This window comes from Vibrio echinoideorum (genome assembly GCF_024347455.1).
Classification (GTDB): Bacteria; Pseudomonadota; Gammaproteobacteria; order Enterobacterales; family Vibrionaceae; genus Vibrio; species Vibrio echinoideorum.
In genome coordinates this window covers 3,038,726-3,065,532 of sequence record NZ_AP025483.1, presented here as the reverse complement: position 1 = coordinate 3,065,532, position 26,807 = coordinate 3,038,726, and the positions used below count along the sequence as shown (strand labels likewise).

The following is a 26,807-nucleotide window of genomic DNA, read 5'->3' as shown; positions in this document are numbered from 1 at the left end:
GGGCTTATTCCCAGAGGTTTGTTTCTACAGATAGATAGAGAGTAGATAGATAGAGGCTTATTTCTATAAGCAAAGGCTCAACTCGATAAGTTAACCGATAAAACGCCCACATTACTGATGTGGGCGTTTTTTATTGGCGTAACTTTGGTATAACTTATCTTTAGTTTTTAAAATTCACTATCAAAGCTAGTTGTCAAAATTAGCCTGTTAAAACGATTTATTAAAGTACAGAACCGATTGTTCGGCGCGCAGCTTACACAAGGAAGAAACATGCCATTGCCTTCTCAACTCATCACACATTCTCAGTCTGCTTTTGAGCAATTGTTAGAACATCAAAATGAAGCCATCAATACTTGGTCAGAGCCATTGATTGATGATCTCAAGCGTGTATTAGGCTTGAGCTGTTTTGTTGGGGATTGCTTACAGCGCGATGCGATTCTATCCAGTACTTTGCCTGATATGTTGGCATGCGAAGAGCGTGCAGAAGGGTATCGTGAGCGATTGGCTGAATTGCTTTCTGGTTGCGCGGATGAAATGAGTGGCCAACGTGTATTACGCCAATTCCGCAATCGTGAAATGACCTATATTGCTTGGCGTGATTTTATGGGTTCTTGGGCGTTAGAGCAGAGCTTAAGCCATCTATCAATGCTTGCCGAGGCGATGATCTTCGAGACCTACCAATGGCAATATAACATTTGCTGTAAAGAGTGGGGCACACCTTGTAATGACCAAGGTGAAGCACAACCTATGTTGATTATTGGTATGGGTAAGTTGGGTGGTGGCGAGCTTAATTTCTCTTCCGATATCGATTTGATTTTTACCTACCCTGAGAATGGTGAAACTCAAGGTGCAAGACGCAGCATTGCGAACGCACAGTTTTTCACGCGTTTAGGGCAACGTATTATTAAGGCGCTTGATCAGCAAACCTTTGACGGATTCTGCTACCGAGTAGACATGCGCCTGCGCCCCTTCGGTGAGAGTGGTCCACTGGTCATGAGTTACGCTGCGCTAGAAGATTATTATCAAGAACAAGGCCGAGATTGGGAACGCTACGCGATGGTTAAGGCGCGAGTGATGGGTAGTGAAATGTACCCTGAATATCAAGAGCTTCGCCAGATGTTGCGCCCGTTTGTGTTTCGTCGTTATATCGATTTCAGTGCCATTCAATCTCTGCGTCGAATGAAGTCGATGATCAGCAGTGAAGTTCGCCGTCGTGGCCTCTCCAATAACATCAAGCTTGGTTCTGGTGGTATTCGTGAAGTTGAATTTATTGCGCAAGTTTTTCAATTGATTCGTGGCGGGCGCGAGCCTAGCCTGCGTGGTCGAGGGTTACTAGAAACGTTAAGTGCTATTGAGTCTCTCAATTTATTAGAGACCAAAGAAGTCGGTCATTTACGTGAGGCCTACCTGTTTTTACGTCGCCTTGAAAACCTATTGCAAGCGATGGCCGATAAGCAAACTCAAACCTTACCAGACGGTGAACGTGAACAACTGCAACTCGCTGTAGCAATGCAACTTTCAGATTGGGACGGCTTAATCAATGCAACTCGTACTCACATGGCCAATGTGCATACCGTGTTTGAAGATCTGATTGGAGTTGACGAAGACGATACTAACCCTATCCCGAGTCACTTTAGTGAGTTGTGGGACATGGCCCATAAGCCCGATGTGATTGAGCAAGTGTTAGAGCATGATATTGCCGCAGTTAGCCCTCCGGAAGCGGCGAAAACCATTATCCAATTTAAAGCGGATTTAGCGAAGAAAACCCTTGGCCCACGTGGACGGGAGGTTTTAAATCGCTTGATGCCTAAAGTGTTCCAAGCGTTGTACACCGCCAAGGATGCAGAGTTTGGTTTATCTCGAGTGTTGCACCTTCTCCATAAAATAGTCACGCGCACCACTTACCTTGAGCTATTGGATGAACACCCAGCCGCGTTAACTCAGTTAGTTCGTTTATGTACTGCGAGCCCGATGATTTCGGAGCAGCTTGGCCGTTATCCTATTCTATTAGATGAACTTATTGACCCTCAGCAACTTTATAATCCCGTACCTTTAGAGTCTTACAAGACTGAGCTGCGAGATTACCTAGCTCGTATTCCTGAAGATGATATGGAGCAACAGATGGAAGGTCTGCGTCAGTTTAAGCAGACTTGTATCTTGAGGATTGCAGCCGCGGATATTGCAGGTGCTCTGCCTGTCATGAAGGTCAGTGATCACCTGACCTATTTAGCCGAAGCGATTGTTGAGGCGGGTATTAACCAAGCTTGGTTACAAGTATCGGCCAAGTTTGGTGAACCGACTCATGTAAAAGATCGTGAAGGTCGTGGTTTTGCGGTTGTCGGTTATGGCAAAGTTGGCGGCTGGGAGCTGGGGTATAACTCAGACCTTGATATTGTCTTCATGCACGACTGTCCGGTACACATCTATACTGATGGTAAGAAAGAGATTGATGGACGCCAGTTTTATCTAAGATTGGCACAGCGAATTATTCATATTTTCTCAACTAGAACCGCTTCCGGTATTTTGTATGAGGTCGATACTCGTCTGCGCCCTTCAGGTGCCTCTGGTCTATTGGTTAGTCCAACGGATGCCTTTGACGAGTATCAGCACAATGATGCGTGGACTTGGGAGCACCAAGCTCTAACTCGTGCTCGCATGATTTACGGCGATGACTTATTGGCTTCGGCATTCAACAAAACTCGCCATGAGGTTCTGTGCTTGGCTCGTGATGAGGCAACACTCAAAAAGTCCGTTGTGGATATGCGTGAAAAAATGCGCGGTCATTTAGGCGGTAAAAAAGCCGATCGGTTCATGCTGAAACAAGATGCGGGCGGTATTACTGATATTGAGTTCTTGGCGCAATATTTAGTGCTGAGATACAGCAACGAAAAACCTAAGCTCACCCGTTGGTGTGACAATGTACGAATCTTTGAAAGCTTGTTGTCACAGGGGATTATGGACGAGCAGCAAGGCATGGCATTAACCAATGTCTATACGACGTTAAGAGATGAAATCCATCATCGTAATCTACTCAACCTTGATGCGGATGTGGCGATTGAGAAGTTTGAGATGGAAAGAGAACATGTTGTTCAAGCATGGAAGCAATGGATGGAAGCTTAACCAAGTCATAACGTAGTGACTGATGTGTCTATCTTGATAGGCTTTTACTCATTTATCTATAGTTTAGCCACTGTAATCAGTGTGCTAGACTCTAGCCAGATTCGATTTTTGGAGATCCATAATGAAACCAATTCTACCTGACTACAGCCAATCAGGCGTTCTTGTTGTCGGTGACGTAATGCTTGACCGTTACTGGTATGGCCCAACTGGCCGTATTTCACCAGAAGCACCTGTACCCGTTGTGAAAGTAGAAAATAACGAAGAGCGTCCTGGTGGTGCTGCCAACGTAGCAATGAATATTGCCTCTCTTGGTGGGCATGCTCATATCGTTGGTTTGACTGGAAAAGATGAGCCTGCTGAGGTGTTAAAAAACACCCTAGGTGCACTAAAAGTTAAATGTGATTTCGTTGAGTTAGAAGACTATCCAACTATTACTAAATTGCGAGTGATGAGCCGAGGACAACAGCTAATCCGCCTTGATTTTGAAGACAAATTTGAGAACACGGATCCCGAGCTTGTTTTGTCTCGCATGGAGCAAGCGCTTCCTAATGTACGTTCGGTGATCCTATCTGATTACGCAAAAGGTGCCTTGGAGCATGTGCAAAGTTTTATTCAAAAAGCACGTGCGGCAAAGGTTCCGGTATTCATTGACCCGAAAGGCGCAGACTTTGAACGTTACCGTGGTGCGACTTTGCTTACGCCTAATATGGCTGAGTTCGAACTGGTTGCGGGCAAAGTAAAATCTGAAGAAGAAATGATCGAAAAAGGACTCGCGTTAATTGAAGAGTTCGACTTTGAAGCATTACTTGTTACTCGTAGCGAACACGGTATGACTTTGCTTCGCAAAGGTTTGGAACCATTCCACTTGCCGACTCAAGCGAAAGAGGTGTATGACGTAACAGGTGCTGGTGATACGGTTATTTCTGTATTGGCTGCTTCTGTTGCGGCGGGAAAACCACTTGATGAAGCGTGCGCATTAGCAAATGCTGCTGCTGGCGTGGTCGTCGGTAAGCTGGGTACATCGACACTTTCTACTATCGAGTTAGCGGAAGCTATTCATGGTAGCCAAGACACAGATTACGGTGTGATTTCTGAAGCTGCACTGGTTGAAGCGGTGAAGCGTGCTCGTGCGAAAGGCGAGAAAGTGGTTATGACCAATGGCTGCTTTGATATTCTACATGCCGGACATGTTTCTTATATGAACCACGCTGCTGAATTAGGCGATCGTTTGATCGTCGCAGTGAATACTGATGAATCAGTGAAACGCTTGAAAGGCCCAGGTCGCCCTGTGAACCCAACCGATCGTCGTATGGCGGTATTGGCTGGCTTAGGTGCGGTTGATTGGGTTGTTCCTTTCTCTGAAGATACTCCTCAACGTTTGATCTCTGAGGTATTGCCAAGTATTTTGGTGAAAGGTGGTGATTACAAACCTGAAGAGATTGCTGGTGGTGAGGAAGTGATTGCAGCGGGTGGTGAAGTGAAAGTACTTAACTTTGAAGACGGTTGTTCTACCACTGAAATCATTAAAGCGATTAAAGGCGGTCGAGGTTAGTTCTTAGCCTTCTGGTTTGCTAGCCTTAAGTCTTTGGTTAGGTAGTAAATCTAGCTTTCAATAGACAATAAAAATGCCGCTCAATGAGCGGCATTTTTTTATCTGTAATTTGGTCGCTTTTTAAAGACTCAGGTTAGAGCCTTCAACTAGGATTTAAAATTACTTACTTGCTACTTTTAGACCTGCGTTTACATCAACAATGTCTTGTTCGCTTAGTGTACCAACCGCTTGACGAAGTTGAAGTACACTTAGGATGTAGTTGTAACGAGCATCTGAAAGGTTTTTGTTCGCATCGTATAGACGACGAGTTGAGTCTAGTACGTCAACGATAGTACGAGTACCGACATCAAAACCTGCTTCTGTTGCTTCTAGAGCAGACTGAGCAGAAACAACAGACTGTTCGTAAGCGCGTAGAGCACCGATCGAAGCTGTGATGTTGTTGTTGAATGCACGTACGTCTTTTACAACACTACGGTAAGTGGCTTCTAGATCTTCACTTGCTGCAACGTAGTTGTATTCAGCCTGTTTAGTCAAAGAAGTTGTGCTACCACCGGTGTATAGAGGTACATTTAAGTTAACGCCAACATTGAAGTTGTTTGTTGTACCGTCAGAAGTATCACTTGAACCAATATCAGTGTAGTCATATCCGCCATCAAGAGTTAGCGATGGTAGGTGACCTGAACTCTGTAGGGAAATATTGTCTTTAGCTATATCTTGCGAGATACGTGAAGCTAGAAGGCTCAGGTTCTTTTGTTCTGCTTGTTCAACAAGTGCTGCTGCAGATTCAGAAGATTTGCTTGCTGAGAAACGATCAGTATCTAGGATGCTTAGGTTAGAGTGTTCCTGACCTGTAATCTCACGTAGACCTTCGTAGTTATTAATCAGAGTGTTCTCTGCTAAAACTTCGTCAGCCAATACGCCATCGTACTGAGCTTGCGCATCATGTACATCGGTGATTGCTGAAAGACCTACTTCAAAACGTTGCTTAGTTTGCTCTAGTTGACGAGCAACCGCGGCTTTTTCTGCACGAACAAACTCTAGGTTATCCTGAGCTCGAAGTACTTCGAAGTATGCCGTTGCAACACGAAGGATCAAAGCTTGTTGCTCTGCTGCGTACGATGAATCAGATTGACGAGCAGTTTTCTCAGCAGTATCTAGCGTGATCCAAGAAGAGCGTTGGTACAGTTCTTGAGAAAAGCTAATGCCGGCTGTCAGAGCATTTTGATCATTATCTCGCGTCGGTGATGAATCTAAATCTGTCTCACCACGAGTAAGGTTGTATCCCGCAGTCAAATTGATTTGCGGTAATAAAGAGCTACGGCTTGACGTTACTGCTTCAAAAGCGGCATCGCGCTGCGCTGCTGAACGAAGAAGTTGTGGATCGTTCTGTTTTGCTTGGTCGTAAACTTCAGCTAGCGTATCAGCAAAAGCTGACGAACTCAGGCTGCCGATTGCTGCACTGATAAATAGTGGAAGCAGTTTTTTCATTTTCCTATTCCTGCCTTTAATGGAATTTTCTTCAAAAGAGTTTAACCCAGTTTGGTGGTAATTTACTCGAAACTTTGCACTTTTTTACATTTAACTGTCCACTTGTGCAATATTTATTTTTTAAAACTTAACTTTAATTATAAATTTTATATAAAAAGTTGAACCTTATCCTTGGTAGTTAACTCGGACAATGAGTAAACTATAAAGATCACTTAGTGAGGTACCAAATGCAACAGTATGACAATCAACGACATGAGTTTACTCCTGAAGATGTGGAAATAGTCTCAAAAGAGACTCTGTTTCGTGGCTTTTTCAAAATGGTTAAATACACATTTAGACATAAGTTGTTTGAGGGGGGCTGGAGCCAACCAATAGAGCGCGAAATGTTTGAGCGTGGTCATGCTGCCGCTTTGTTACCTTATGATCCTATTCGTGATGAAGTGGTGATCGTTGAACAGATCCGTGTTGGGGCTTTAGAGCATGAAAACCCATGGCAATACGAAATTGTTGCAGGGATTATTGATACGGATGAATCACCACAAGATGTTGCCCGTCGTGAAGCAATGGAAGAGGCGGGAGTTGAAGTCGGATCTGTATTGCCTATCACTTCGTATTACCCTTCGTCTGGCGGTTGTTCAGAAAAGCTCGACGTCTTTGTTGGCTGTATTGATGCCACGACAGCAAAAGGTGTACACGGATTGGATTACGAAGGTGAGGATATTCGTGTGCAAGTGATGACTCGCGATACGGCTTATCAGTTAGTAAAAGAAGGTGTGTTTGAAAATGGAGCCACGATCATTGCGCTGCAGTGGCTACAATTGAACTACCAAGAATTACAGTCAAAGTGGAACGGTTAACGTCATGCCAAATATAGCGGTCAAAAAGCCGTATCATGTTGATCTTGCTGAATTGATGCGAGTTTACGAGACTAACTATGCCAAACTTAACGCTCTGTTACCGGTTGGGCATGAGGTTGGTGACGTTCGCTGTTACCAAGCCGTTAATATGGTGTATCAATTGACAGTGAATGAGGTCACAAAATACACCACATTAATAGATATATGTCAGAGTGACGAGACACCAGTGTTTCCTTTGCCAAAAATGTCTGTCAGGCTATATCACGACGCTCGAGTTGCAGAAGTGTGCGCCAGCGGGGATTTTTCGCGTGTTAAAGCGAAATATGACTACCCCAACGCTAAGCTTATGCAAAAGGATGAGAAATTTCAGTTGAACAAATTTCTTGGAGAATGGTTAACGTTTTGTTTAAAAACGGGTATCAGCCGTTCGCCAATGCCTTTTTAATTGAGCCCATTGTAAGAACACTTTTAAAGTTTAAACAGTAACGTATCTGGATTTGTTATTTTGGAATTATCACACACTTCAAAATTTGATGAGAGCAGTATTAAGCTCGTGCAGCTAACGGACACGCATTTATTTGCGCCGAGCAACGGCAGCTTATTAAGCATCAATACACAAGATAGCTTTCGTGCTGTAGTCGATGGCATTGTTAACCAAGGCTTCGACTATGAAGCGATCTTGGCGACGGGTGATATCTCTCAAGATCACAGTGCTGAGTCGTACCAAAAATTTGAATCAGGCATTCAACCTTTGGAAAGGCCATGTTATTGGCTGCCAGGTAATCATGATTTCAAGCCTAATATGGGCAGTGTTTTACCATCACCACAAATACAATGTGTTGAGCATGTCTTGCTAGGCGATAACTGGCAAATGGTGATGCTCGACTCTCAAGTTGTAGGTGTTCCACACGGACGTCTCAGTGATCAACAACTTGACCTGCTCGAAAAAAAGTTGACGGAGTTCCCAGAGCGTAACACCTTGGTTTTGCTGCACCATCACCCATTATTGGTTGGTAGTGCGTGGCTAGATCAACACAACCTAAAAGACGCTGATCAATTTTGGGATGTGGTTCAACAACACACCAATGTCAAAGCGGTACTGTGTGGTCACGTTCATCAAGACATGAACCGAGATCATCATGGTGTACAAGTCATGGCAACCCCATCGACTTGTGTTCAATTCAAACCAAACTCGAACGACTTTGCTGTTGATACATTATCTCCAGGCTGGCGAGAGATTGAATTGCATCAAGATGGTACGGTTACTACAGAAGTTCGCCGTTTACCTCATGGGCAATTCCTACCTGATTTTACTGCAGGAGGATACTAATGACGGATTTTAATCAGCAAACCGCTAAGCCATCACTGCTTCTCTACATTCACGGTTTTAACAGTTCATCACGCTCCCACAAAGCGATGGTGATGGCAGACTATTGCGCTGAGCATCGAGCAGATATTAAGGTGATTACGCCTCAACTGCCGAGTTTTCCTCAGCAAGCTGCACTTCATTTGCAGCAGCTGGTGGAGCAATATAAAGAGCAATACCAGATAGCGTTAGTCGGTAGTTCATTGGGTGGCTATCTTTCTACGTGGTTGAATAGTCACTATGGTTTTAAAACGGTGGTTGTAAATCCTGCAGTGAAGCCGTATGAACTTCTTGCCGACTATCTCGGTGAACAAGTAAACCCATATACAGATGAGCGATATGTGCTGGAAACAAAACATATCGATGAACTGAAGGCATTAGATGTACCGGCTCTCGCTAAGCCGAGTGACTTCTGGTTACTTCAGCAAACGGAAGACGAAGTTCTGGATTACCGACAAGCGGTAGATAAGTACCAAGGTGCAACACAAACAGTAGAAGAGGGCGGTGATCATAGCTTTGTGGATTTTGAGCGCTACCCACAACAAATCATCACCTTTCTAAATCTTTAATCTGTTTCACCAACCGAGTGATTTTCTCTTGTTTGCCTGTTATTTCATCTATCAATGGTGAAATATCATAGTTTGATGTCTTAGTTTTTGAACTAGCTTGACATCATTACTCAGCTTCCAGACTATATTCCCCAATACTTCGCTCATTCGCTCTACTATGACGGTTCATAGTATTAATTCTGCTTTAGTGAAACTAGAGCCCGCGAACTGACGCAAACTTTTTGAGTAAACTCCGTATTATGACTGAACAATATAATGCAAAAGACCTCGAGGTACTTGAAGGTCTCGATCCCGTGCGACACCGCCCGGGAATGTACACCGAGACTGAAAGACCTAACCACCTTGCCCAAGAAGTCATTGATAACTCGGTCGATGAAGCACTAGCGGGACACGCTAAGAAAATTAAAGTCGTGCTTCATGCTGATCAATCGTTAGAAGTTACTGATGACGGCCGTGGTATGCCGGTTGATATCCACCCTGAAAAAGGGATCTCAGGTGTTGAGCTGATTTTAACTAAGCTCCACTCTGGCGGTAAATTCTCAAACAATAACTACAAGTTTTCAGGTGGCTTACACGGTGTAGGTATCTCGGTCGTAAACGCACTTTCAAAACGTGTTGAAGTAACAGTTCGTCGTGATGGTCAAGTTCATGAGATAGCCCTTGAGGGCGGTCATGCAGTGACTGATCTGACAGTGACGGGTACTTGTGGTCACCGTAATACCGGTACTACGGTGCATTTCTGGCCCGATCCAAAATACTTCGATAGCTCTAAGTTTTCAGTTTTACGTCTTATCAATAACCTGCGCGCGAAAGCTGTACTTTGCCCGGGTTTAGAAATTACCTTTGTCGATAAAGTTGGCGGTGAAGAACATAAGTGGTATTACGAAGACGGCCTAAAGGACTACCTTGCTGAAGGTGTGAAGGGTTACACCTTATTGCCTGAAGAACCTTACGTTGGCGAATTCGTTGCTGAAACAGAAATGGCGAACTGGGCGATTATCTGGCAACCAGAAGGCGGTGATATGATCACCGAGAGTTACGTGAACTTAGTACCAACTAAGCAAGGCGGTACTCACGTAAATGGCCTGCGCCAAGGTTTGCTTGATGCAATGCGTGAGTTCTGTGAATTCCGTAATCTACTACCACGTGGCGTTAAGCTAACGGGTGATGACATCTTCGATCGTTGTTCATACGTACTCTCTGTGAAGATGCAAGACCCTCAATTCGCGGGTCAAACTAAAGAGCGCTTATCTTCTCGCCAAACTGCTGCGTTTGTTTCTGGTGTAGTGAAAGATGCGTTTAGTCTTTGGTTGAATGAAAAGCCTCAGCTCGCAGAATTACTTGCAGAAGCGTGCATTGCTAACGCGCACCGTCGTATGCGTGCGAGTAAAAAAGTCGTACGTAAGAAAATTGCTTCTGGTCCAGCACTGCCGGGTAAATTAACCGACTGTTCAGTTCAAGATTTAAGCCGTACCGAAATCTTCTTCGTGGAAGGGGACTCTGCGGGCGGTTCTGCTAAGCAGGCTCGTGACCGTGAATTTCAAGCGGTAATGCCACTGCGCGGTAAAATCCTCAATACATGGGAAGTTTCGGCTGACCAAGTGTTAGCTTCACAAGAAGTTCACGATATCTCGGTTGCTCTGGGTATAGACCCTGACAATGATGATTTATCGGGTTTGCGTTACGGTAAAATCTGTATCCTTGCCGATGCGGACTCGGATGGTCTTCATATCGCGACACTATTGTGTGCATTGTTTACTCGCCATTTCCATGCATTGGTTGAAGCGGGCCATATCTATGTGGCAATGCCTCCTCTGTACCGAATCGATTGCGGTAAAGAAGTGTTCTATGCACTCGATGATTCAGAGAAAGATGGGGTACTTGAGCGACTATCTCAGAAGAAAGCCAAGATTAACGTGCAACGATTCAAAGGCCTGGGTGAAATGAACCCGCTTCAGTTGCGTGAAACCACTATGGATCCAAATACTCGTCGCCTTGTTCAGCTGACTATTGATGACAACGACGCGACCAACGAGATGATGGACATGCTGCTTGGTAAGAAACGTGCAGATGATCGCCGTGCATGGCTACAGACTAACGGTGATATGGCCGAGGTATAATGGATGTCTAACGAAATTACATATGATGGTGTTGAACAATTGCCGATGCGCAAGTTCACCGAAGACGCCTACTTAAATTATTCAATGTACGTGATCATGGATCGTGCATTGCCTTATATTGGTGACGGTTTGAAGCCCGTTCAACGTCGTATTATCTACGCGATGTCGGAACTCGGCTTATCAGCTGCATCGAAATATAAAAAATCAGCTCGTACGGTTGGTGACGTGTTAGGTAAGTATCACCCACACGGTGATTCTGCTTGTTACGAAGCGATGGTACTGATGGCGCAACCATTCTCTTACCGTTACCCGTTGGTTGATGGTCAAGGTAACTGGGGTGCTCCGGATGACCCGAAATCATTCGCTGCGATGCGTTATACCGAAGCAAAGCTGTCGAAATTTGCTGAAGTGTTACTTGGTGAATTAGGTCAGGGTACCGTTGATTGGCAGCCAAACTTTGATGGCACGATGAAAGAGCCTCAAATGTTGCCAGCTCGCCTGCCTCACATCTTGCTGAACGGTATTACCGGTATCGCGGTAGGTATGGCGACCGATATTCCGCCACACAACGTGCGTGAAGTCGCGAATGCAGCGATTCATTTGATTGATACGCCTAAAGCTGAACTTCCAGATGTGATGGGTTTCATTCAAGGCCCAGATTACCCGACAGAAGCTGAAATTATTTCGCCGAAGTCGGACATCGAAAAGATCTACCGTACAGGCCGTGGCAGCATCAAGATGCGCGCGGTATGGCACAAGGAAGGCTCTGATATTGTTATCACGTCTTTACCTCATCAAGTGTCAGGTGCGAAGTTACTTGAGCAAATTGCGAACCAGATGCGAGCTAAGAAGCTCCCTATGGTGGACGATCTGCGTGATGAATCAGATCACGAGAATCCAACACGTATCGTCGTAGTTCCTCGTTCAAACCGTATCGACTGTGACCAACTGATGAGTCACCTGTTTGCTTCGACGGATCTTGAGAAAAACTTCCGCGTTAACTTGAACATGATTGGTTTAGATAACCGTCCTCAAGTTAAAGGTCTGGTTCAAATCCTGAAAGAGTGGATTGAGTTTCGTCGTTCGACCGTTCGCCGTCGTTTGCAATACCGTTTAGATAAAGTACTGGCACGTTTGCACATCTTAGAAGGCTTACTTGCCGCTTATCTAAATATTGATGAAGTGATTGAAATCATTAGAACAGAAGATGAACCATGTCCTGTTTTGATGAACCGTTTCAACATTTCTGAAATTCAAGCCAATGCGATTCTCGATATTAAACTTCGTAACTTAGCTAAGTTAGAAGAATTTAAAATTCGAGCTGAGCAAGAAGAGCTTGAAGCTGAACGTGAAAAGCTTGAAAAACTACTAGGTTCAGAGCGTCGCTTGAATACGCTGATCAAAAAAGAAATCCAAGCAGATGCAGATAAATATGGCGATGATCGCCGCTCACCGTTGATTGAACGTGCTGAAGCAAAAGCGCTAACAGAACGTGACTTAGTTCCAAGCGAACCAATTACGGTTGTGCTTTCTGAGAAAGGTTGGATTCGTCATGCTAAAGGGCATGAAGTTGACGCTGAAGGCTTGAACTACAAATCAGGTGATAAATTCTTAGCAAGCACTAAGGGTAAGAGTAACCAACAAGCGGTGTTCCTCGGCAGTGATGGCCGAAGCTACTCCCTTGAATCTCACTCACTGCCATCGGCGCGAAGCCAAGGTGAGCCAATTACAGGTCGCTTGAACGTCAGCCCTGGTACGTCTATTCGCCAAGTAGTGATGGGAGAGAATGAACAGTTATGGTTAGTCGGTTCTGATGCGGGTTATGGCTTTGTTTGTAAGGGCAGTGATTTATTGTCTAAGAATAAGAGCGGTAAAGCGTTAGTTAACTTGCCGCAAGCTTCTGAAGTGATGTTACCAAGCCCGATTGCTGACTTGGACACTAACCAGATTCTGGCGATTACTAATCAAGGTCGTATGTTGTTGTTCCCGATTAAAGACCTACCTCAATTGAGCAAAGGTAAGGGTAACAAGATCATTAATATCCCTTCTGCGAAAGCAAAAGAGCGTGAAGAGTTTGTCTCGCATCTAATGGCTATCCCTGAGAATGCAACGCTGACTATCTACGCGGGTAAACGCAAGCTTGGCTTGAAACCTGCGGATCTTGAAAACTTCCGTGGTGAACGTGGTCGTCGTGGTGGTTTACTGCCTAGAGGGTTGCAGCGAGTTACTCGCATTGATATCGATGAGCCAAGTGAATCATAGGCGACTATGTTAGTTTGATGCCATGATCGGATAAAAGAAAACCCAGCCTGAGAGCTGGGTTTTTTGTATTTGCATTTTACAGTTTGAGTTCAAGTCACCGCGTTATATGGGACTATAGATAAATATATAATTACAGGCGAGTATCTTCAGCAATAGTAACCTCAAGAGTTTTACTCTCTCCTTGGCGCAATATGCCAACATCAATGACAGTGCCTGGTCGCAAATCAGTCACGATGTCCATCACGCTTTGTCGACCGTTAATTTGGGTGTTGTTGATGCTGACAATGATGTCTTGTGCTTCAAAGCCTGCATCTGCAGCAGGGCCGTTAGGATCAATACCCAGTACGACAATGCCGCCAATGTTCTTGTTTCCAAGCAAGCGCGACGTTACTGAATTGATATCTTGCCCGTCAATACCAATATATCCACGAATCACACGACCATCTGCGATGATCTTCTCCATGATTTTATTAGCAAGTGGGTAGGGGATAGCAAACGAAATACCGTAGGTTTCCATATCGGTTGCTTGTTGGAAAGAAGCCGTATTAATGCCGACCAGTTCGCCTTGTGAGTTGACGAGTGCACCACCAGAGTTACCTTCATTGATTGCCGCGTCTGTCTGGATAAAGGCTTGGTGACCATCGGCACTGATTGAAGAGCGACCGGTTGCCGAAATAATACCAAAGGTCGTCGTTTGGCCTAGATTGTATGGGTTACCGATAGCCAATACTACGTCACCTACGTTTGCTTTGTAATCTTGGTTCAGTGGAATCACAGGTAAGTTGTCACCGCTGACTCTGAGTATCGCGATATCGGTGCGCTTGTCTGAACCGACAAGCTGCGCTGCGGCTACTCGTCCGTCTTGAAGTGCCACGACGATTTGGTCAGCTTGAGCAACAACGTGGAAGTTGGTAATGATGTAGCCTTTTTCGCTGACAATGACTCCGGACCCCAAGCCTTGAGTCAGCAGCTTGTTGCGATCGCTTTCTGCGTATTTACGGCTATAAATATTTACCACAGCAGGTGCCGCTCGGCGTACCGCTTGGTTAAATGAAATCTGAAGAGAGGCGATATTATCCACTTTAGGGATAGTGACGTCTGAAACAATGCCTGATCTTAAGCTCGGAAATGCGAGAAGAATAAGCGCCGCTGAAACAAGTCCAAGGGAAATAGAACGAAATAGAAAGGACAGCATGTTTCCCTCTTCAACAAGTAAGGTGTGAAGCCTCCGAGGATGGATGACTTGATTACTAGTGAAGCATAGCATTTTGATTCATCTAAAGAAAAGGGAGACTGAGTAAGTTTCAAGCAAACTTATTCAGTCTCCCTCTGGTTATACTGACAAATTGTTAACGAATGACAAGGTAGATAGTTCTATCACCTCGTTGAATATTCAATGCCAAAACACCAGGTTGTTTCTCTAAGATATCTCTAAACTGTGCCAGGTTTTTAACTGCTTGGCGGTTTACTCCGATGATGATGTCATCTTGGAGAAGCTGGTAAGCTTCAGCTGGTGAGCCTTGAGCGACACTCGATACTTTGACGCCTGTTGCAACATCACTTTCAGTTGTGTTGGTTAACTCAGCTCCGGCTAATCCTTCATGGAGTTTTTCCGCTTGTGTCTTACTATTGGTTGATTCACCTAGTGTGACATCAAAGGTTTTGTCTTTTCCGTCACGAACGACACCAAGCTCAATTTGTTTCCCTGCTCCCAAAGTGGCCACTTTTGCTCTGAGCTCACTAAAGGTATCAATACTTTTGCCATTAATAGAGGTAATAACATCACCCGCTTTCAGGCCAGCTTTGTCTGCTGCGCTGTCCGGTACAATTTGGCTGACAAAAGCACCTTTACTTGATTCATAACCGAGCGCTTCTGCTAATTCAGAGGTCACTTCTCCACCTTGAACACCCAGCATGCCACGTTTAACTTCGCCGAAATCGAGAATTTGTTCTGTCAGGTTTTTCATCATATTGGATGGGATTGCAAAGCCGATACCGACATTACCTCCGTTAGGGCCAAGGATCGCGGTGTTAATACCAATTAACTCGCCGTTAAGGTTTACTAACGCACCGCCAGAGTTGCCACTATTTATGGCTGCATCGGTTTGAATGAAGTTTTCAAAATTTTCTAGGTTTAGGCCGCTACGACCCAATGCCGAAACGATACCGGATGTCACTGTTTGACCGAGTCCAAATGGGTTGCCGATAGCCACACTAAAGTCACCAACTCGTAATTGGTCTGAGTCTGCGAGTTTTATTTGGGTTAAATTTTTGGCTTTTTCTAATTTGAGCAGTGCGATATCAGACATTTGGTCGCCACCGATGAGTTCAGCATCGTATTCTCGACCATCATGAAGTTTTACTTTGATATCGTCAGCACCATTAATGACATGGTAATTAGTTACGATATGACCTTTCTTGGCGTCGATGATGACACCAGAACCTAAACCTCGGAATGGGCGCTCTCGTGTTTGCTCTGGGCCAAAAAAGAATTGGAATTGTTCAGGGATTTGCTGACGTTGTACCTGTTTGCCTTCTACGGCAATACTAACCACAGCGGGGGTAACGTGTTCAAGCATAGGAGCTAGGCTAGGTAATTGCTCATTACCCACACTCAGTGGCAGTGCGGCTGTCGCTTGAATTGGCGTGATGATTGAACTTAAGCTTAAAGTCAGTACCGATAAAGCAAGCAAAGGTTTTTTCATCATAAACTCCTCTCTAGTTAAGGTCTTGCCCCTCTCATATTTGTTATATATATGAGAGGTTTCAAATGACCTGAGTGAAAGTTATGACTCAAAAACCTTTGTAAAGTTCACAGAAGTGTTAAATGTTTACGACGCTTTTGCTGTGACGACATCCGGAGCATCAATGATTTCTTTCTTCTGCTCTTTAAATAAACCGGTTGCGCCATTAGCGTAATCTTTTGGTTGCTCCTCAAGTGTTGCTTCTTTCACGGACGCTTTTTCTTGTGGTTTATCTGAGTGGGCAGCCGCTGTTTTCACAAATGGATTATCTTGCTCAGGTAGGTTGGGGATGAGTTCTGAGCTCGTTTTTTCCATGTGTTGATACAGTTTTGTGTAGTCCTTACCTAAGGTATCCAGCATTTCTGCTGACTTCGCAAAGTGGTCAGCAAGCTCTTGTCGCTGTTGCTCAAGGGCAAACTTTGCGCTATCTAATTCTTTCTGTACGTTCTTTTGTTTTTTGTATTCAGGCGTCATGAGACGGGAAATAGCGACTCCTAGAATAACTCCGACTAGTAAACCGGCAACGGCATACATCCAAGGCATAACAGCTCCTTATTATTGTTTTTTAACATGTTTGTTACTGCTTAGTTACACGTGATACGGCTCCATGGTACTATGAGAAAGCCGCAGTATAAAGAGAAATGCGTGTGCGCTACTTAGCAGTTTGGTGCTGCTTTATTCGCCGCATGACATTTATTCTCTAATTGCTTAGGCCCATTTTTCTTCGCTGTCTGATATCGATTTCATTGTGGAAATGTCGTCATGAATCCCGTTAAAAAATACGAACAAGATATAAAAGAACATGGATTTCAAAGAGATCCAGCACAAGAGCAAGCCGTTAAATCTTTAGATGAACTCTTTCATCAATTCCAAGATTACATGAATACTCCAACTCCTCAGTTGACTCGATTTCAAAAGTTGCTTGGAAAAAAGGCCGAATCGCCAAAGCCACCCAAAGGCCTCTATTTTTGGGGTGGTGTAGGGCGCGGTAAAACTTATCTTATGGATACGTTTTACGAGGCCTTACCGACCACAAAAAAAATGCGAGTACACTTTCACCGCTTTATGTATCGCGTCCATGATGAGTTGAAAGCATTAGGTAATGTAAGCGATCCATTACCTTTAGTGGCGGACAAGCTAAAAGAAGAAGCCGATATCATTTGCTTCGATGAATTTTTTGTTTCAGACATTACAGATGCGATGATCCTAGGGACTTTATTCCAAGAACTATTCGCACGAAACGTTATTTTAGTCGCGACCTCAAATATCCCACCTGCAGATTTGTATCGTAATGGCTTGCAGCGAGCGCGTTTCTTACCTGCTATCAAACTGATTCAAGACAACTGTTATACTCTCAATGTTGATAGTGGAATTGATTATCGACTGCGTACTCTAGAACAAGCTGAAATCTACCACTACCCATTAGACAGCCAAGCGAATATCAATCTTGAAAAATATTACGCACAGCTTGTGGGGGAAGATAAAGAGAAGTTAAAACAGATTGAGGTTAATCATCGTCAATTGGACGTAGTAGAAGCGAGTGACGGTGTACTGCATGGAACCTTTGCTCAGCTTTGTCAGTCGGCTCGTAGCCAGAATGACTATATAGAACTGTCTAAGGTTTATCACACGGTACTATTGGCAAATGTTTTGCAAATGGGTTCCACCTCAGATGATGCGGCAAGACGCTTTATTGCATTAGTGGATGAGTTCTATGAACGCAATGTGAAATTGATAATCTCAGCAGACGTTGAGTTAGAAAATTTGTACACCCATGGTCAGCTAGAGTTTGAGTTTAAACGTTGTCAGTCGCGTTTAATCGAAATGCAGAGCCATGAATATTTGGCAAAAGAGCACTTAATTTAGCTCTGATTATCTCGAATAAGAAATAGAATTAAAAAAATCGTGATTTTGTTCAAAAAGAGGTGATTTTTTCTTCGCTCTTCTCTATAATCCTGCGACCTACCGTTACTGCGGGCCTCTAGCGATGAGTAAAATCACGTTATGCCAAGAGTTTTCCAACACTCGAAGGGGTGATGATGGTAACTCTTAGACAGTGGGAATACGCGAGTATTCCTTAAGTGTAAATTTTTTAAATAGGTAATTATTAGCATGAAAACTTTCGTTGCTAAACCAGAAACTGTAAAACGCGACTGGTATGTTGTAGACGCTGAAGGCAAAACTCTTGGCCGTCTAGCAAGTGAAATCGCTTCTCGCCTACGCGGCAAGCACAAAGCAGAATACACTCCTCACGTAGACACTGGTGATTACATCATCGTTGTTAACGCTGAGAAAGTTGCTGTGACTGGTAACAAAGCTAAGGGTAAGGTTTACTACCGTCACTCTGAGTTCCCAGGTGGTCTTAAAACTATCACTTTTGAAAAGCTTATTGCTAAGAAACCAGAAATGGTTCTTGAACTAGCAGTTAAAGGTATGCTTCCACGTGGTCCTCTAGGCCGCGCGATGTACCGTAAGCTTAAAGTATACGCTGGTACTGAGCACAACCATGTTGCTCAACAACCACAAGTACTAGACATCTAATTGGGGATTAAGACAATGGCAGAGAATCAATACTACGGCACTGGTCGTCGCAAAAGCTCAGCAGCTCGTGTTTTCATCAAACCAGGCTCTGGTGAGATCGTAATCAACAAGCGTAGCCTTGATGTTTACTTCGGTCGTCCAACTTCTCGTATGGTTGTTAAGCAACCTCTTGAGCTAGTTGAACTAACTGAGAAACTTGACCTTTACATCACTGTTTCTGGTGGTGGTATTTCAGGTCAAGCTGGCGCAATCCGCCACGGTATCACTCGTGCTCTTATGGAATACGATGAAACTCTACGTCCTGCTCTACGTGCAGCTGGCTATGTTACGCGTGACGCTCGTTGCGTTGAACGTAAGAAAGTTGGTCTACGTAAAGCACGTCGTAAACCTCAATTCTCTAAGCGTTAATTTTTCCTTACCGAAAAATACACGCGACCAGTTTTATTACTGGAATTGTGGTTCAAAGCTCGGCTATATGCCGGGCTTTTTGTCTTTCTAGCTCCCGCTAAACGCTTTTCCCTCCTCGTTTTATTCCCAAATTCTTATATTTTGAAAGCTTTTGTAACCCAATGTGCGCTTTGCCTCATGATTGTTACAAAAAGGTAGCTTTATCTTGTCAAAAAGTAGGGTTTTATTTATCATTTGCCGTCAATAAATAGAACTAAATACATATTTTGTTAGCCATGCTCTTTAATCGGAATTATTTCAATCCATAAGGAGCAAATGGGAGAATGTTTGGATGAGCAACGCGCCTTTAAATAACGGTCGCAGGCGTTTCTTAACCGCAACAACAGCCGTTGTTGGTGGTTTAGGAGCAGCTGCTGTAGCCGTGCCTTTTATTAAATCATGGAACCCGAGTGCCAAGGCGAAAGCTGCAGGTGCGCCGGTGGAAGTGGAAGTCAGTAAGTTAGAACCGGGACAAATGGTTCGTGTCGAGTGGCAAGGTAAACCTGTATGGGTTGTACGCCGAGCTGAATCGGTACTAGAAAACCTAAAAGCGATCGGTGGTCAACTACGTGACCCTCAATCTGAGACTGAACAACAACCCGATTACGCACAGAATGAATTCCGTTCAATTAAACCGGAGTTCTTTATTGCTGTCGGTTTTTGTACGCACTTAGGTTGTTCTCCTACTTACTTGCCTGATTCTTTCGCAGAGCAAGTTCAAGGTGTTAAGTCCGGTTTCTTCTGTCCTTGCCACGGGTCAAAGTTTGACATGGCAGGTCGAGTGTTTCAGGGCGTACCAGCACCGTTGAACCTTGTTGTGCCAAAGCATATGTATTTGAGTGACACGAAGATCATGATCGGTGTCGACGAGGGAGACGCATAATGCAAGGATTGCTTGATTGGGTAGAAAAACGTCTACCTGCGATGAATGCTTATAAAAAGCACTTATCTGAATATCCAATGCCTAAGAACTTTAACTTTTGGTACCTTTTTGGTTCTTTGGCAATGTTGGTATTGGTTAACCAAATCCTTACGGGGATCTGGTTAACAATGAACTACGTACCGTCTGGTGATGGTGCGTTTGCTTCTGTCGAATACATCATGCGTGATGTTGAATTTGGTTGGTTACTGCGTTATATGCACTCGACTGGCGCTTCTGCGTTCTTCGTCGTTATTTACCTGCATATGTTCCGTGGTCTAATCTACGGTTCTTACCAAAAACCTCGTGAGCTACTATGGATCTTCGGTATGTTGATCTTCTTAGTGCTTATGGCTGAAGCTTTCATGGGTTACTTACTACCATGGGGCCAAATGTCTTACTGGGGCGCGCAGGTAATCATCTCTTTGTTCGGTGCAATCCCTGTTATAGGTGATGACTTAACGCTTTGGATCCGTGGTGATTACATCATCTCTGGTGCAACGCTAAACCGTTTCTTCGCACTGCACGTTATCGCTCTACCAATTGTACTGTTGCTGCTTATCGTACTTCACGTACTAGCGCTACACGAAGTGGGCTCGAATAACCCTGACGGTATCGAGACAAAACTTCCGAAAGGCACAATGGGCGACGATTACAAAACTCAGTTCCCATTCCACAAGGATTACACTAAGAAATACGACATCATCGATTCTATTCCTTTCCACCCATACGGGACCGTGAAAGATATGGTAGGTGTTGCTGGTTTCCTATTCCTGTTCTGTTACGTGCTGTTCTTTAACCCAGAGATGGGTGGGTATTTCCTTGAGCCGCCTAACTTTGAAGCTGCAAACCCACTGAAAACGCCTGAGCATATCGCTCCAGTTTGGTACTTCACGCCGTTCTACGCTGTACTACGTGCTGTTCCAGATAAGCTGTTAGGTATTGTTGCAATGGGCGCTTCTATTGTGGTGCTATTCCTACTTCCATGGTTCGACCGTTGTAAAGTGCGCTCTTACCGTTACCGTAGCAAACTGCATTTGATTAACATCATCCAATTCACAATAAGCTTTATTGCGCTTGGTATACTTGGTGCGCTTCCAGCAACGCCAACATACACGCTACTCGCTCAAATCTTTAGCTTAGGTTACTTCATGTTCTTCGTTCTGCTGTGGTTCTACAGTAAAAATGAAGCGACGAAACCATTACCGGAAAGGGTGACGTTCAAATGAAAAAGTGGATTGTAATTTTATTTGCTATGTTGCCGTCATTGGCGATGGCAGCAGGCGCAAGTGTACCGTTAGACAAAGCGAACTATGATTTAACAGACAAGGCCTCATTGCAAAATGGCGCTAAGATGTTCATGAACTACTGTTTTGCTTGTCACTCAACGCAGTACCAGCGCTATGAGCGTGTCGCTAATGATTTGGAGATTCCGGTAGACCTGATGAAGGAAAACCTGATCTTCGATCCAGAAGCTAAAATTGGTAGCTTGATGGTTAACTCGATGCCAGCGGATCAAGCAGCAAGTTGGTTTGGTGCTCCACCACCTGACCTGACATTGGTTGCTCGTGTTCGTGGTGCAGACTGGTTGTACACGTACCTTCGTACTTTCTATGAAGATCCATCTCGTCCATTTGGTGTGAACAACATTGTTTTCCCAAGTGTTGGTATGCCACACGTTCTTGAAGAGCTACAAGGTATCCCTACACCAATTTACGAAACGCACATGGTAGACGGTGAAGAAGTTACCGTTGTTGTTGGTACTGAAACTGATGGTTCTGGTGAGTTAAGTACTGGTGAATACGATGAAGCGGTTCGTGACTTGGTCAACTTCCTAGTTTACTCGGGTGATCCAGTACAACTTGAGCGTCATGCGATGGGTTGGTGGGTTATGGCCTTCTTAGTAATATTCACTATCATTGTGATTTTGCTGAAGAAAGAGTATTGGCGTGATGTGCACTAATTATGCTATAATACCGTGCTAATTCCCAAATTATGTTAATGTTCAATGGAGGCTTTTAGGCCTCCATTGTTTTTATTTAAAGTGTACTGGAGGGCTCCATGGCTGTAGCTGCCAATAAACGTTCTGTGATGACTCTTTTCTCAAGTGCTTCTGATATGTATAGCCATCAGGTGCGCATTGTTCTTGCTGAAAAAGGCGTAAGTGTTGAAGTTGAGTTGGTTGATGAGAAAAATCTACCAGCAGAGCTTGTTGAACTGAACCCGTACAAATCAGTACCTACCCTAATTGATCGCGAGCTTGCGTTATATGACTCAAAGATCATTATGGAATATCTTGATGAGCGTTTTCCTCATCCACCATTGATGCCTGTATACCCGGTTGCTCGTGGTAATAGCCGTCTAATGATGTACCGCATTGAGCGTAACTGGTATTCAGTTGCTGAGAAGATCGTTAAAGGCAACGCTGAAGAATCAGAAGCTGCTCGCGTTAAACTGCGCAACGACCTACTGACTCTTGCTCCTGTTTTCGCTGAATATGAATACTTCATGAGCGAAGAGTTTAGCCTAATCGATTGTTACCTAGCTCCGCTATTATGGCGTTTACCTGAGCTTGGTATCGAACTAATTGGTCCTGGTTCTAAAGAGCTTAAGATTTACATGAACCGCGTATTCGAACGTGATTCATTCCTAGCTTCTCTAACGGAAGCTGAGCGTGAGATGCGACTCGTTCGCTAAGCGTTTATGGATATTTCAAATATGACTCCACGCCGACCATACATGCTTCGTGCATTTTATGAATGGCTGGTTGATAACGAATTAACTCCTCACCTTGTTGTTGAAGCAACACTACCAGGTGTGCGAGTTCCAGAAGAGTTTGTTCAAGATGGTCAGATCATTCTGAACATCGCGCCTCGTGCCGTTGGACAACTTGAACTGGGTAACGAAGCTGTGACGTTTAGTGCGCGCTTTAGCGGTCGTCCACATTCTGTGATCGTTCCTCTTTATGCAGTGCAAGCGATTTACGCTCGTGAAAATGGTGCCGGTACCATGTTTGAACCTGAAGAGGCATACATGGAAGCGTTTGAAGAAGGGATTGAAGAAAGTCCTTTTGAAGAACCAGAAAAAGGTCCATCTTTGAGCGTAGCTACGGCAGACGTCGATGCTGAAGAGCCTGACTCAGATCCTGAGCCACCTCGACCAGCAAAAGGTCGCCCAAGCCTTCGTGTTATCAAATAACGTTAGTAAAATGACGACCAAATAAAAAAGCAGCGATTTATCGCTGCTTTTTCTTTTTGTGCTTTCGGGTTATGTCTTCAGTGAGTTAAGGCTGCCCAGCTTTTTGATCCAGCTTCTGAGCACCTGCATTAGCCAGTATTGAACATATAAGTGACTAGTTAATTAACCGAAGTCTCTTCTTCTTCACCATATTCGAATGCTCGTATTACTTGCTTTACGCCTGAGACATTACGTGCAACTTCCGTCGCGATATCAGCATGTTCTCGAGAAACTAATCCAAGTAAGAATACCTCTGAGTCCTCAGTTATCACTTTAACCTTGATGCCGTTTAGATCAGCGTTCGCCAGTAAAGCGGATTTCACCTTAGTAGTGATCCAGCTATCTTTACTGATCGCACTGATCGAAAGTGGCTCTTTTACGCGCACCTGATTGTGAATGCTCTCTACGCCCGCCACATCTTTAGCTTGGCTTTCAAAGGCGCGACGCTCTGAATCTGTGGTCGCTTGTCCCATCAATACAACTGAACCTCGATAAGAGCTAGCTGTAACTCGTACATTTCCGCGGTAAGGTTGTTTGTTGGTGATAGCGGCGACTTCAAATTCAATATTGTTGTCGTTCCAAATTTCTTTGGTCGTTCGCGTATCAGTGACTAAGTTCGCTGTGGTTGCTGCACCAGCAATGAAAATTCCAGCACAACCAGACAGGGAAAGTGTAAGTAGCGAAACACTAATCAGCTTAAACAGCCTCATAGAGGTTAATGATTTCATTGTGATGCTCCGTGTATCACTCTTCGTGAGCAGGGAAGAGTACTTGATCGATTAGGTCACATAGGCAATGCAGTGTCACCATGTGCACTTCATGAATACGCGCTGTACGGTGTGAAGGGATACGAATTTCGACATCGTGTTCGCCAAGCAAACCTGCCATTTCACCACCATCTTTACCAGTAAAGGCAATGATCGTCATGTCACGTGTTACCGCGGCTTCCATTGCTTTAATGATGTTCTTGCTGTTACCGCTGGTAGAGATAGCCAGTAAAATATCACCCGTTTGACCAAATGCACGTACTTGTTTAGAGAAGATCTCTTCATAGTGGTAGTCGTTTGCTACTGCCGTTAACGTGGTGTTATCAGCCATTAGTGCCATCGCTGGAAGGCTAGGACGCTCTGTTTCAAAACGGTTGAGCAAGCACGAGACAAATTGCTGAGCATTCGATGCCGAACCACCATTACCACAACAAAGGATTTTGTTTCCGTTGAGCAAGGTAGCAACCATTGCTTGTGCGGCATGCGTGATTGCGTCTGGCAGTGCTTCTGCAGCCGCAATTTGGATTTGAATACTTTCTGTAAAACTTTCTTTAATGCTGTCTAGCATGTTTATCCTTGGGTAATCGCGTTTTGAATCCAGTCGATATTGTCATTCGGCCCTTCAATGGCAACGATATCAAATCTGAAATCTGTAGAGTGCACCGACAAGCCTTGCTGCATAAGCCAAACATTGGCTGTTTTGAGCAGCTTCTGTGACTTCTTTGTTGTTACCATTTCAGCGGCATGTCCGTAGCTGGTTTGCTTGCGGTATTTTACCTCAGCAAACACAACCGTATTGTTATGGCGCATTATAAGATCAATCTCGCCACATTTAGCTATGAAGTTTTCTTGAATTAACGATAAACCGTGGCCAACTAAATAATTTTTAGCCACGGTCTCGTATTTATCACCCACTTGTTTGTGGGTGATAGGTGCTTTAGACAGGAACTTTCGGCTAAAAAGCCCCATGCTCTGCCCAGCTGATTTCACGTTGAACAACACAGTTGTTGTCGATGGTTAACACGCCAGTTTCACCTGGAATGCTGTAACCCTGTACGGCTTTCATCTGTGGCAGTGCATCCATTAGGTAATAGGCATCCATCCCCAGCGCTTGCAAACGTTTTTGGCCGTTTGAATGTGCAGGCCATAAATCGTTTAGCTCTTTGTTAAGCTCGTTCTTGTTCTCAACTAACAGTGGAATATCGCTGTAGAAAACACCAGTTAGGTCTTCATACTGTTTATCACCGCTGTTGCTGCGAGAGTTTGAGAACAGTGCTGGTTGGCTAGCATCTGGGTTGATTGCTACTTCAATGAAAGGTTTGATCAGCGTTAGTTCAGAGTTCTTCGCCACTATGTAGACAGAATCGATATCACGACGACTGCGAGGCTCTGTTTCTAGATCTAGGTTCAGTAACCCGTCCATTTGAGCGATACGTTGCTGGCTTTCTTGCAATCCGAAGACTTGGTTCACATTGCGCTGTAGTTGACGTTTATCTGAGAAAAAGCTCATCGCGACATCGTTGCTGCTGTATTTTTTCCACTCTTCTTTAAACGCTTGCTCAACTCGGTCACCTAAACGACCTTTCGGAGCTAGGATCAGTGGGAACTTGTAGCCCTGAGCAAAAAGGTGTTTCGCGGCCTGAGCGACTTCTTGTTCTGGCGATAGAGCGAGATAACAAATGTTGGTATCAGGTTCTAGCTGCGTTGGAATGTTCAGAGCCAAAGCTGGAATTGAATTCTCGTGATTCTTTTGCGCTTGCTGAAGCTTAGTGATGTTGCTCTTAATCAGCGGGCCGACAATGAAATCAACGTTGTTTTCTTCCAGTGTCGCTTTAATTTCAGCGGCACTTTGCACGTTAGTGTCCATAACGGTCAGCGTCGCGTCTTCTTCGCGTTCTTTGTCATTCATCATGGCAAAGATGAAACCATCACGTACAAGCTGAGCTTGTTTGCCGTACTTACCCGTTAACGGCAGTAGCAGAGCTGTGCTGGTTGGCTTGCTGATTTCTAACGCTAAGATGTCGGTAATCGCTTGAGGTGTGTAAGTTGCGGCCGGATGACGAGGATTCTCCGCTAACCAATCAGACAGTGTTTTTTGTAGATCTGGAAGGTTAGAGTTGAGAGTTTTCATGTAAATAGCCAGCTGTAACCAACCTGCTAACACGTCTTCTGTCGGAGACGTTTTAAGCTCTAGAATCTCATATTGAGAGTAGCTGTTCAGGTTTTGCCAAATACGGTCGGCAGTTTGTTGTTGGAGCTCATCGTCCGCGTCCAAGTACTCTGAATAAAGCACTAACTCACGGCTCGCTTCGAAATATTCGCTCTGCATTTCAGAAATGTTAGCGCGTAGCTCGTGATAATCTTTCCATTGCTCGTTAGGCAGTTTCCACCAAGGCTGGAAGTTCAGTTGGCTGTAAGCCTGCTCCGGTTGTGAGTTGTTCACCAGCAGTTGAGCTCGGGTTAATTGCCACTCCGCTTGTTGAACTTCACTTAGCTCTTGTTTTGCTAAGCGTTTGATAAGCAGAGTCGCTTGATCGGTTTTTCCAGCTTGCACAGAAGCCTTAAGTGCCATGATTAACCAGTCGTTTTGTAGACTTCCTTTGCTACTATCCGCCTGCATCATGTAACTTTCAGTTGATTGCGCTGGATCGAGTGTAATATCAACACGCGTTGGTGCTTGAGGGCCTGAAGAACAAGCCGCCAATGTAATTGCTAATGCAATTGGAGTGAGTAAGCGTGGTACACTGAGTCTCTTATGGTTCATCGTTGCCATGAGTTCTTTAAATTCCGTATAAATTTGTATCTATATTAATCGTTG

General features: G+C 44.4%; 24 protein-coding genes. 16 read left to right on the top strand and 8 right to left on the bottom strand.

Features of this window, described 5'->3' with window-relative positions; translation table 11 throughout:
- The first annotated feature begins 270 nt into the window (after positions 1-270).
- Both glnE and hldE read left to right on the top strand, forming a co-directional pair.
- Entirely contained in the window at positions 271-3,120 is a 2,850-nt protein-coding gene (glnE, locus tag OCV36_RS13790; RefSeq protein WP_135456212.1) for a bifunctional [glutamate--ammonia ligase]-adenylyl-L-tyrosine phosphorylase/[glutamate--ammonia-ligase] adenylyltransferase, read from the top strand.
- Between the two features lie 121 nt (positions 3,121-3,241).
- Complete coding sequence (gene hldE / locus OCV36_RS13785; RefSeq protein WP_017087492.1) at positions 3,242-4,672, top strand: bifunctional D-glycero-beta-D-manno-heptose-7-phosphate kinase/D-glycero-beta-D-manno-heptose 1-phosphate adenylyltransferase HldE; 1,431 nt, start codon at positions 3,242-3,244, stop codon at positions 4,670-4,672.
- Positions 4,673-4,831: 159 nt separating this feature from the next.
- Here the strand turns inward: hldE and tolC are convergent, their stop codons facing one another.
- On the bottom strand, positions 4,832-6,160 hold the full coding sequence (gene tolC, locus OCV36_RS13780) for an outer membrane channel protein TolC (protein ID WP_017072793.1): 1,329 nt from the start codon (positions 6,158-6,160) through the stop codon (positions 4,832-4,834).
- Between the two features lie 227 nt (positions 6,161-6,387).
- On the opposite strand from tolC, the gene nudF reads away from it, so the two are divergent.
- From nudF to parC, 6 genes are all read left to right on the top strand, one after another.
- Positions 6,388-7,017 carry an ADP-ribose diphosphatase gene (gene nudF, locus OCV36_RS13775; RefSeq protein WP_135456214.1) on the top strand — a complete coding sequence of 210 codons (630 nt, stop codon included), beginning with the start codon at positions 6,388-6,390 and terminating at the stop codon, positions 7,015-7,017.
- Between the two features lie 4 nt (positions 7,018-7,021).
- Positions 7,022-7,462 (top strand): DUF1249 family protein, encoded by a 441-nt coding sequence (locus OCV36_RS13770; RefSeq protein ID WP_017072795.1) that lies wholly within the window; start codon positions 7,022-7,024, stop codon positions 7,460-7,462.
- A 60-nt stretch (positions 7,463-7,522) separates the two neighbouring features.
- Complete coding sequence (gene cpdA / locus OCV36_RS13765; RefSeq protein WP_102553856.1) at positions 7,523-8,347, top strand: 3',5'-cyclic-AMP phosphodiesterase; 825 nt, start codon at positions 7,523-7,525, stop codon at positions 8,345-8,347.
- Positions 8,347-8,952 carry an esterase YqiA gene (gene yqiA / locus OCV36_RS13760; protein WP_135456216.1) on the top strand — a complete coding sequence of 202 codons (606 nt, stop codon included), beginning with the start codon at positions 8,347-8,349 and terminating at the stop codon, positions 8,950-8,952. The genes cpdA and yqiA overlap by 1 nt, the downstream gene beginning before the upstream one ends.
- Before the next feature lie 239 nt (positions 8,953-9,191).
- The gene (gene parE / locus OCV36_RS13755) at positions 9,192-11,072 is read left to right on the top strand and encodes a DNA topoisomerase IV subunit B (protein ID WP_017072798.1); all 1,881 of its coding nucleotides are present in this window, start codon (positions 9,192-9,194) and stop codon (positions 11,070-11,072) included.
- Between the two features lie 3 nt (positions 11,073-11,075).
- Complete coding sequence (gene parC, locus OCV36_RS13750) at positions 11,076-13,334, top strand: DNA topoisomerase IV subunit A (protein ID WP_017072799.1); 2,259 nt, start codon at positions 11,076-11,078, stop codon at positions 13,332-13,334.
- Between the two features lie 130 nt (positions 13,335-13,464).
- On the opposite strand, the gene degS is transcribed toward parC, so the two are convergent.
- From degS to zapG, 3 genes are all read right to left on the bottom strand, one after another.
- On the bottom strand, positions 13,465-14,529 hold the full coding sequence (degS, locus tag OCV36_RS13745) for an outer membrane-stress sensor serine endopeptidase DegS (RefSeq protein WP_029224735.1): 1,065 nt from the start codon (positions 14,527-14,529) through the stop codon (positions 13,465-13,467).
- A gap of 154 nt (positions 14,530-14,683) precedes the next feature.
- A complete protein-coding gene (locus OCV36_RS13740; protein WP_135456280.1) occupies positions 14,684-16,039 on the bottom strand; it encodes a Do family serine endopeptidase in 1,356 nt (451 codons plus the stop codon).
- A gap of 126 nt (positions 16,040-16,165) precedes the next feature.
- Positions 16,166-16,621: a Z-ring associated protein ZapG gene (gene zapG / locus OCV36_RS13735; RefSeq protein ID WP_135456217.1), complete on the bottom strand. Its 456-nt coding sequence runs from the start codon at positions 16,619-16,621 to the stop codon at positions 16,166-16,168.
- A 219-nt stretch (positions 16,622-16,840) separates the two neighbouring features.
- Between zapG and zapE the strand changes: the two genes are divergently transcribed.
- The 8 genes from zapE to sspB all read left to right on the top strand — a co-directional run bounded on the left by zapE (position 16,841) and on the right by sspB (position 23,183).
- Positions 16,841-17,944 carry a cell division protein ZapE gene (gene zapE, locus OCV36_RS13730; RefSeq protein WP_135456220.1) on the top strand — a complete coding sequence of 368 codons (1,104 nt, stop codon included), beginning with the start codon at positions 16,841-16,843 and terminating at the stop codon, positions 17,942-17,944.
- Between the two features lie 246 nt (positions 17,945-18,190).
- Positions 18,191-18,619, top strand: coding sequence for a 50S ribosomal protein L13 (gene rplM, locus OCV36_RS13725; protein ID WP_010434689.1), 429 nt, complete (start codon positions 18,191-18,193; stop codon positions 18,617-18,619).
- Between the two features lie 15 nt (positions 18,620-18,634).
- Positions 18,635-19,027, top strand: coding sequence for a 30S ribosomal protein S9 (gene rpsI / locus OCV36_RS13720; RefSeq protein WP_004740758.1), 393 nt, complete (start codon positions 18,635-18,637; stop codon positions 19,025-19,027).
- Between the two features lie 331 nt (positions 19,028-19,358).
- Entirely contained in the window at positions 19,359-19,949 is a 591-nt protein-coding gene (petA, locus tag OCV36_RS13715; RefSeq protein ID WP_017072804.1) for a ubiquinol-cytochrome c reductase iron-sulfur subunit, read from the top strand.
- The gene (locus OCV36_RS13710; RefSeq protein WP_017072805.1) at positions 19,949-21,214 is read left to right on the top strand and encodes a cytochrome b; all 1,266 of its coding nucleotides are present in this window, start codon (positions 19,949-19,951) and stop codon (positions 21,212-21,214) included. Before petA ends, OCV36_RS13710 begins: the two co-directional genes overlap by 1 nt.
- Positions 21,211-21,948 carry a cytochrome c1 gene (locus OCV36_RS13705; protein ID WP_017072806.1) on the top strand — a complete coding sequence of 246 codons (738 nt, stop codon included), beginning with the start codon at positions 21,211-21,213 and terminating at the stop codon, positions 21,946-21,948. Before OCV36_RS13710 ends, OCV36_RS13705 begins: the two co-directional genes overlap by 4 nt.
- Before the next feature lie 98 nt (positions 21,949-22,046).
- Positions 22,047-22,682: a stringent starvation protein SspA gene (sspA, locus tag OCV36_RS13700; protein ID WP_017072807.1), complete on the top strand. Its 636-nt coding sequence runs from the start codon at positions 22,047-22,049 to the stop codon at positions 22,680-22,682.
- 21 nt (positions 22,683-22,703) lie between these two features.
- A complete protein-coding gene (sspB, locus tag OCV36_RS13695; RefSeq protein ID WP_017067238.1) occupies positions 22,704-23,183 on the top strand; it encodes a ClpXP protease specificity-enhancing factor in 480 nt (159 codons plus the stop codon).
- A gap of 158 nt (positions 23,184-23,341) precedes the next feature.
- On the opposite strand, the gene OCV36_RS13690 is transcribed toward sspB, so the two are convergent.
- The 4 genes from OCV36_RS13690 to OCV36_RS13675 are packed head-to-tail and all read right to left on the bottom strand — an operon-like array spanning position 23,342 to position 26,762.
- The gene (locus OCV36_RS13690) at positions 23,342-23,950 is read right to left on the bottom strand and encodes a BON domain-containing protein (protein ID WP_017072809.1); all 609 of its coding nucleotides are present in this window, start codon (positions 23,948-23,950) and stop codon (positions 23,342-23,344) included.
- Between the two features lie 16 nt (positions 23,951-23,966).
- The gene (locus OCV36_RS13685; RefSeq protein ID WP_010434705.1) at positions 23,967-24,557 is read right to left on the bottom strand and encodes a phosphoheptose isomerase; all 591 of its coding nucleotides are present in this window, start codon (positions 24,555-24,557) and stop codon (positions 23,967-23,969) included.
- Positions 24,558-24,559: 2 nt separating this feature from the next.
- Positions 24,560-24,958 (bottom strand): YraN family protein, encoded by a 399-nt coding sequence (locus tag OCV36_RS13680; protein ID WP_135456222.1) that lies wholly within the window; start codon positions 24,956-24,958, stop codon positions 24,560-24,562.
- On the bottom strand, positions 24,945-26,762 hold the full coding sequence (locus OCV36_RS13675; protein ID WP_135456224.1) for a penicillin-binding protein activator: 1,818 nt from the start codon (positions 26,760-26,762) through the stop codon (positions 24,945-24,947). Before OCV36_RS13675 ends, OCV36_RS13680 begins: the two co-directional genes overlap by 14 nt.
- Positions 26,763-26,807: the final 45 nt, after the last annotated feature.

Bases quoted from the DNA above. Each gene is read 5' to 3' on its own strand.
- glnE (WP_135456212.1), top strand. From the start codon at position 271: ATGCCATTGCCTTCTCAACTCATCACACATTCTCAGTCTGCTTTTGAG.
- hldE (WP_017087492.1), top strand. From the start codon at position 3,242: ATGAAACCAATTCTACCTGACTACAGCCAATCAGGCGTTCTTGTTGTC.
- tolC (WP_017072793.1), bottom strand. From the start codon at position 6,160: ATGAAAAAACTGCTTCCACTATTTATCAGTGCAGCAATCGGCAGCCTG.
- nudF (WP_135456214.1), top strand. From the start codon at position 6,388: ATGCAACAGTATGACAATCAACGACATGAGTTTACTCCTGAAGATGTG.
- OCV36_RS13770 (WP_017072795.1), top strand. From the start codon at position 7,022: ATGCCAAATATAGCGGTCAAAAAGCCGTATCATGTTGATCTTGCTGAA.
- yqiA (WP_135456216.1), top strand. From the start codon at position 8,347: ATGACGGATTTTAATCAGCAAACCGCTAAGCCATCACTGCTTCTCTAC.
- parE (WP_017072798.1), top strand. From the start codon at position 9,192: ATGACTGAACAATATAATGCAAAAGACCTCGAGGTACTTGAAGGTCTC.
- parC (WP_017072799.1), top strand. From the start codon at position 11,076: ATGTCTAACGAAATTACATATGATGGTGTTGAACAATTGCCGATGCGC.
- degS (WP_029224735.1), bottom strand. From the start codon at position 14,529: ATGCTGTCCTTTCTATTTCGTTCTATTTCCCTTGGACTTGTTTCAGCG.
- OCV36_RS13740 (WP_135456280.1), bottom strand. From the start codon at position 16,039: ATGAAAAAACCTTTGCTTGCTTTATCGGTACTGACTTTAAGCTTAAGT.
- zapG (WP_135456217.1), bottom strand. From the start codon at position 16,621: ATGCCTTGGATGTATGCCGTTGCCGGTTTACTAGTCGGAGTTATTCTA.
- zapE (WP_135456220.1), top strand. From the start codon at position 16,841: ATGAATCCCGTTAAAAAATACGAACAAGATATAAAAGAACATGGATTT.
- rplM (WP_010434689.1), top strand. From the start codon at position 18,191: ATGAAAACTTTCGTTGCTAAACCAGAAACTGTAAAACGCGACTGGTAT.
- rpsI (WP_004740758.1), top strand. From the start codon at position 18,635: ATGGCAGAGAATCAATACTACGGCACTGGTCGTCGCAAAAGCTCAGCA.
- petA (WP_017072804.1), top strand. From the start codon at position 19,359: ATGAGCAACGCGCCTTTAAATAACGGTCGCAGGCGTTTCTTAACCGCA.
- OCV36_RS13710 (WP_017072805.1), top strand. From the start codon at position 19,949: ATGCAAGGATTGCTTGATTGGGTAGAAAAACGTCTACCTGCGATGAAT.
- OCV36_RS13705 (WP_017072806.1), top strand. From the start codon at position 21,211: ATGAAAAAGTGGATTGTAATTTTATTTGCTATGTTGCCGTCATTGGCG.
- sspA (WP_017072807.1), top strand. From the start codon at position 22,047: ATGGCTGTAGCTGCCAATAAACGTTCTGTGATGACTCTTTTCTCAAGT.
- sspB (WP_017067238.1), top strand. From the start codon at position 22,704: ATGACTCCACGCCGACCATACATGCTTCGTGCATTTTATGAATGGCTG.
- OCV36_RS13690 (WP_017072809.1), bottom strand. From the start codon at position 23,950: ATGAAATCATTAACCTCTATGAGGCTGTTTAAGCTGATTAGTGTTTCG.
- OCV36_RS13685 (WP_010434705.1), bottom strand. From the start codon at position 24,557: ATGCTAGACAGCATTAAAGAAAGTTTTACAGAAAGTATTCAAATCCAA.
- OCV36_RS13680 (WP_135456222.1), bottom strand. From the start codon at position 24,958: ATGGGGCTTTTTAGCCGAAAGTTCCTGTCTAAAGCACCTATCACCCAC.
- OCV36_RS13675 (WP_135456224.1), bottom strand. From the start codon at position 26,762: ATGGCAACGATGAACCATAAGAGACTCAGTGTACCACGCTTACTCACT.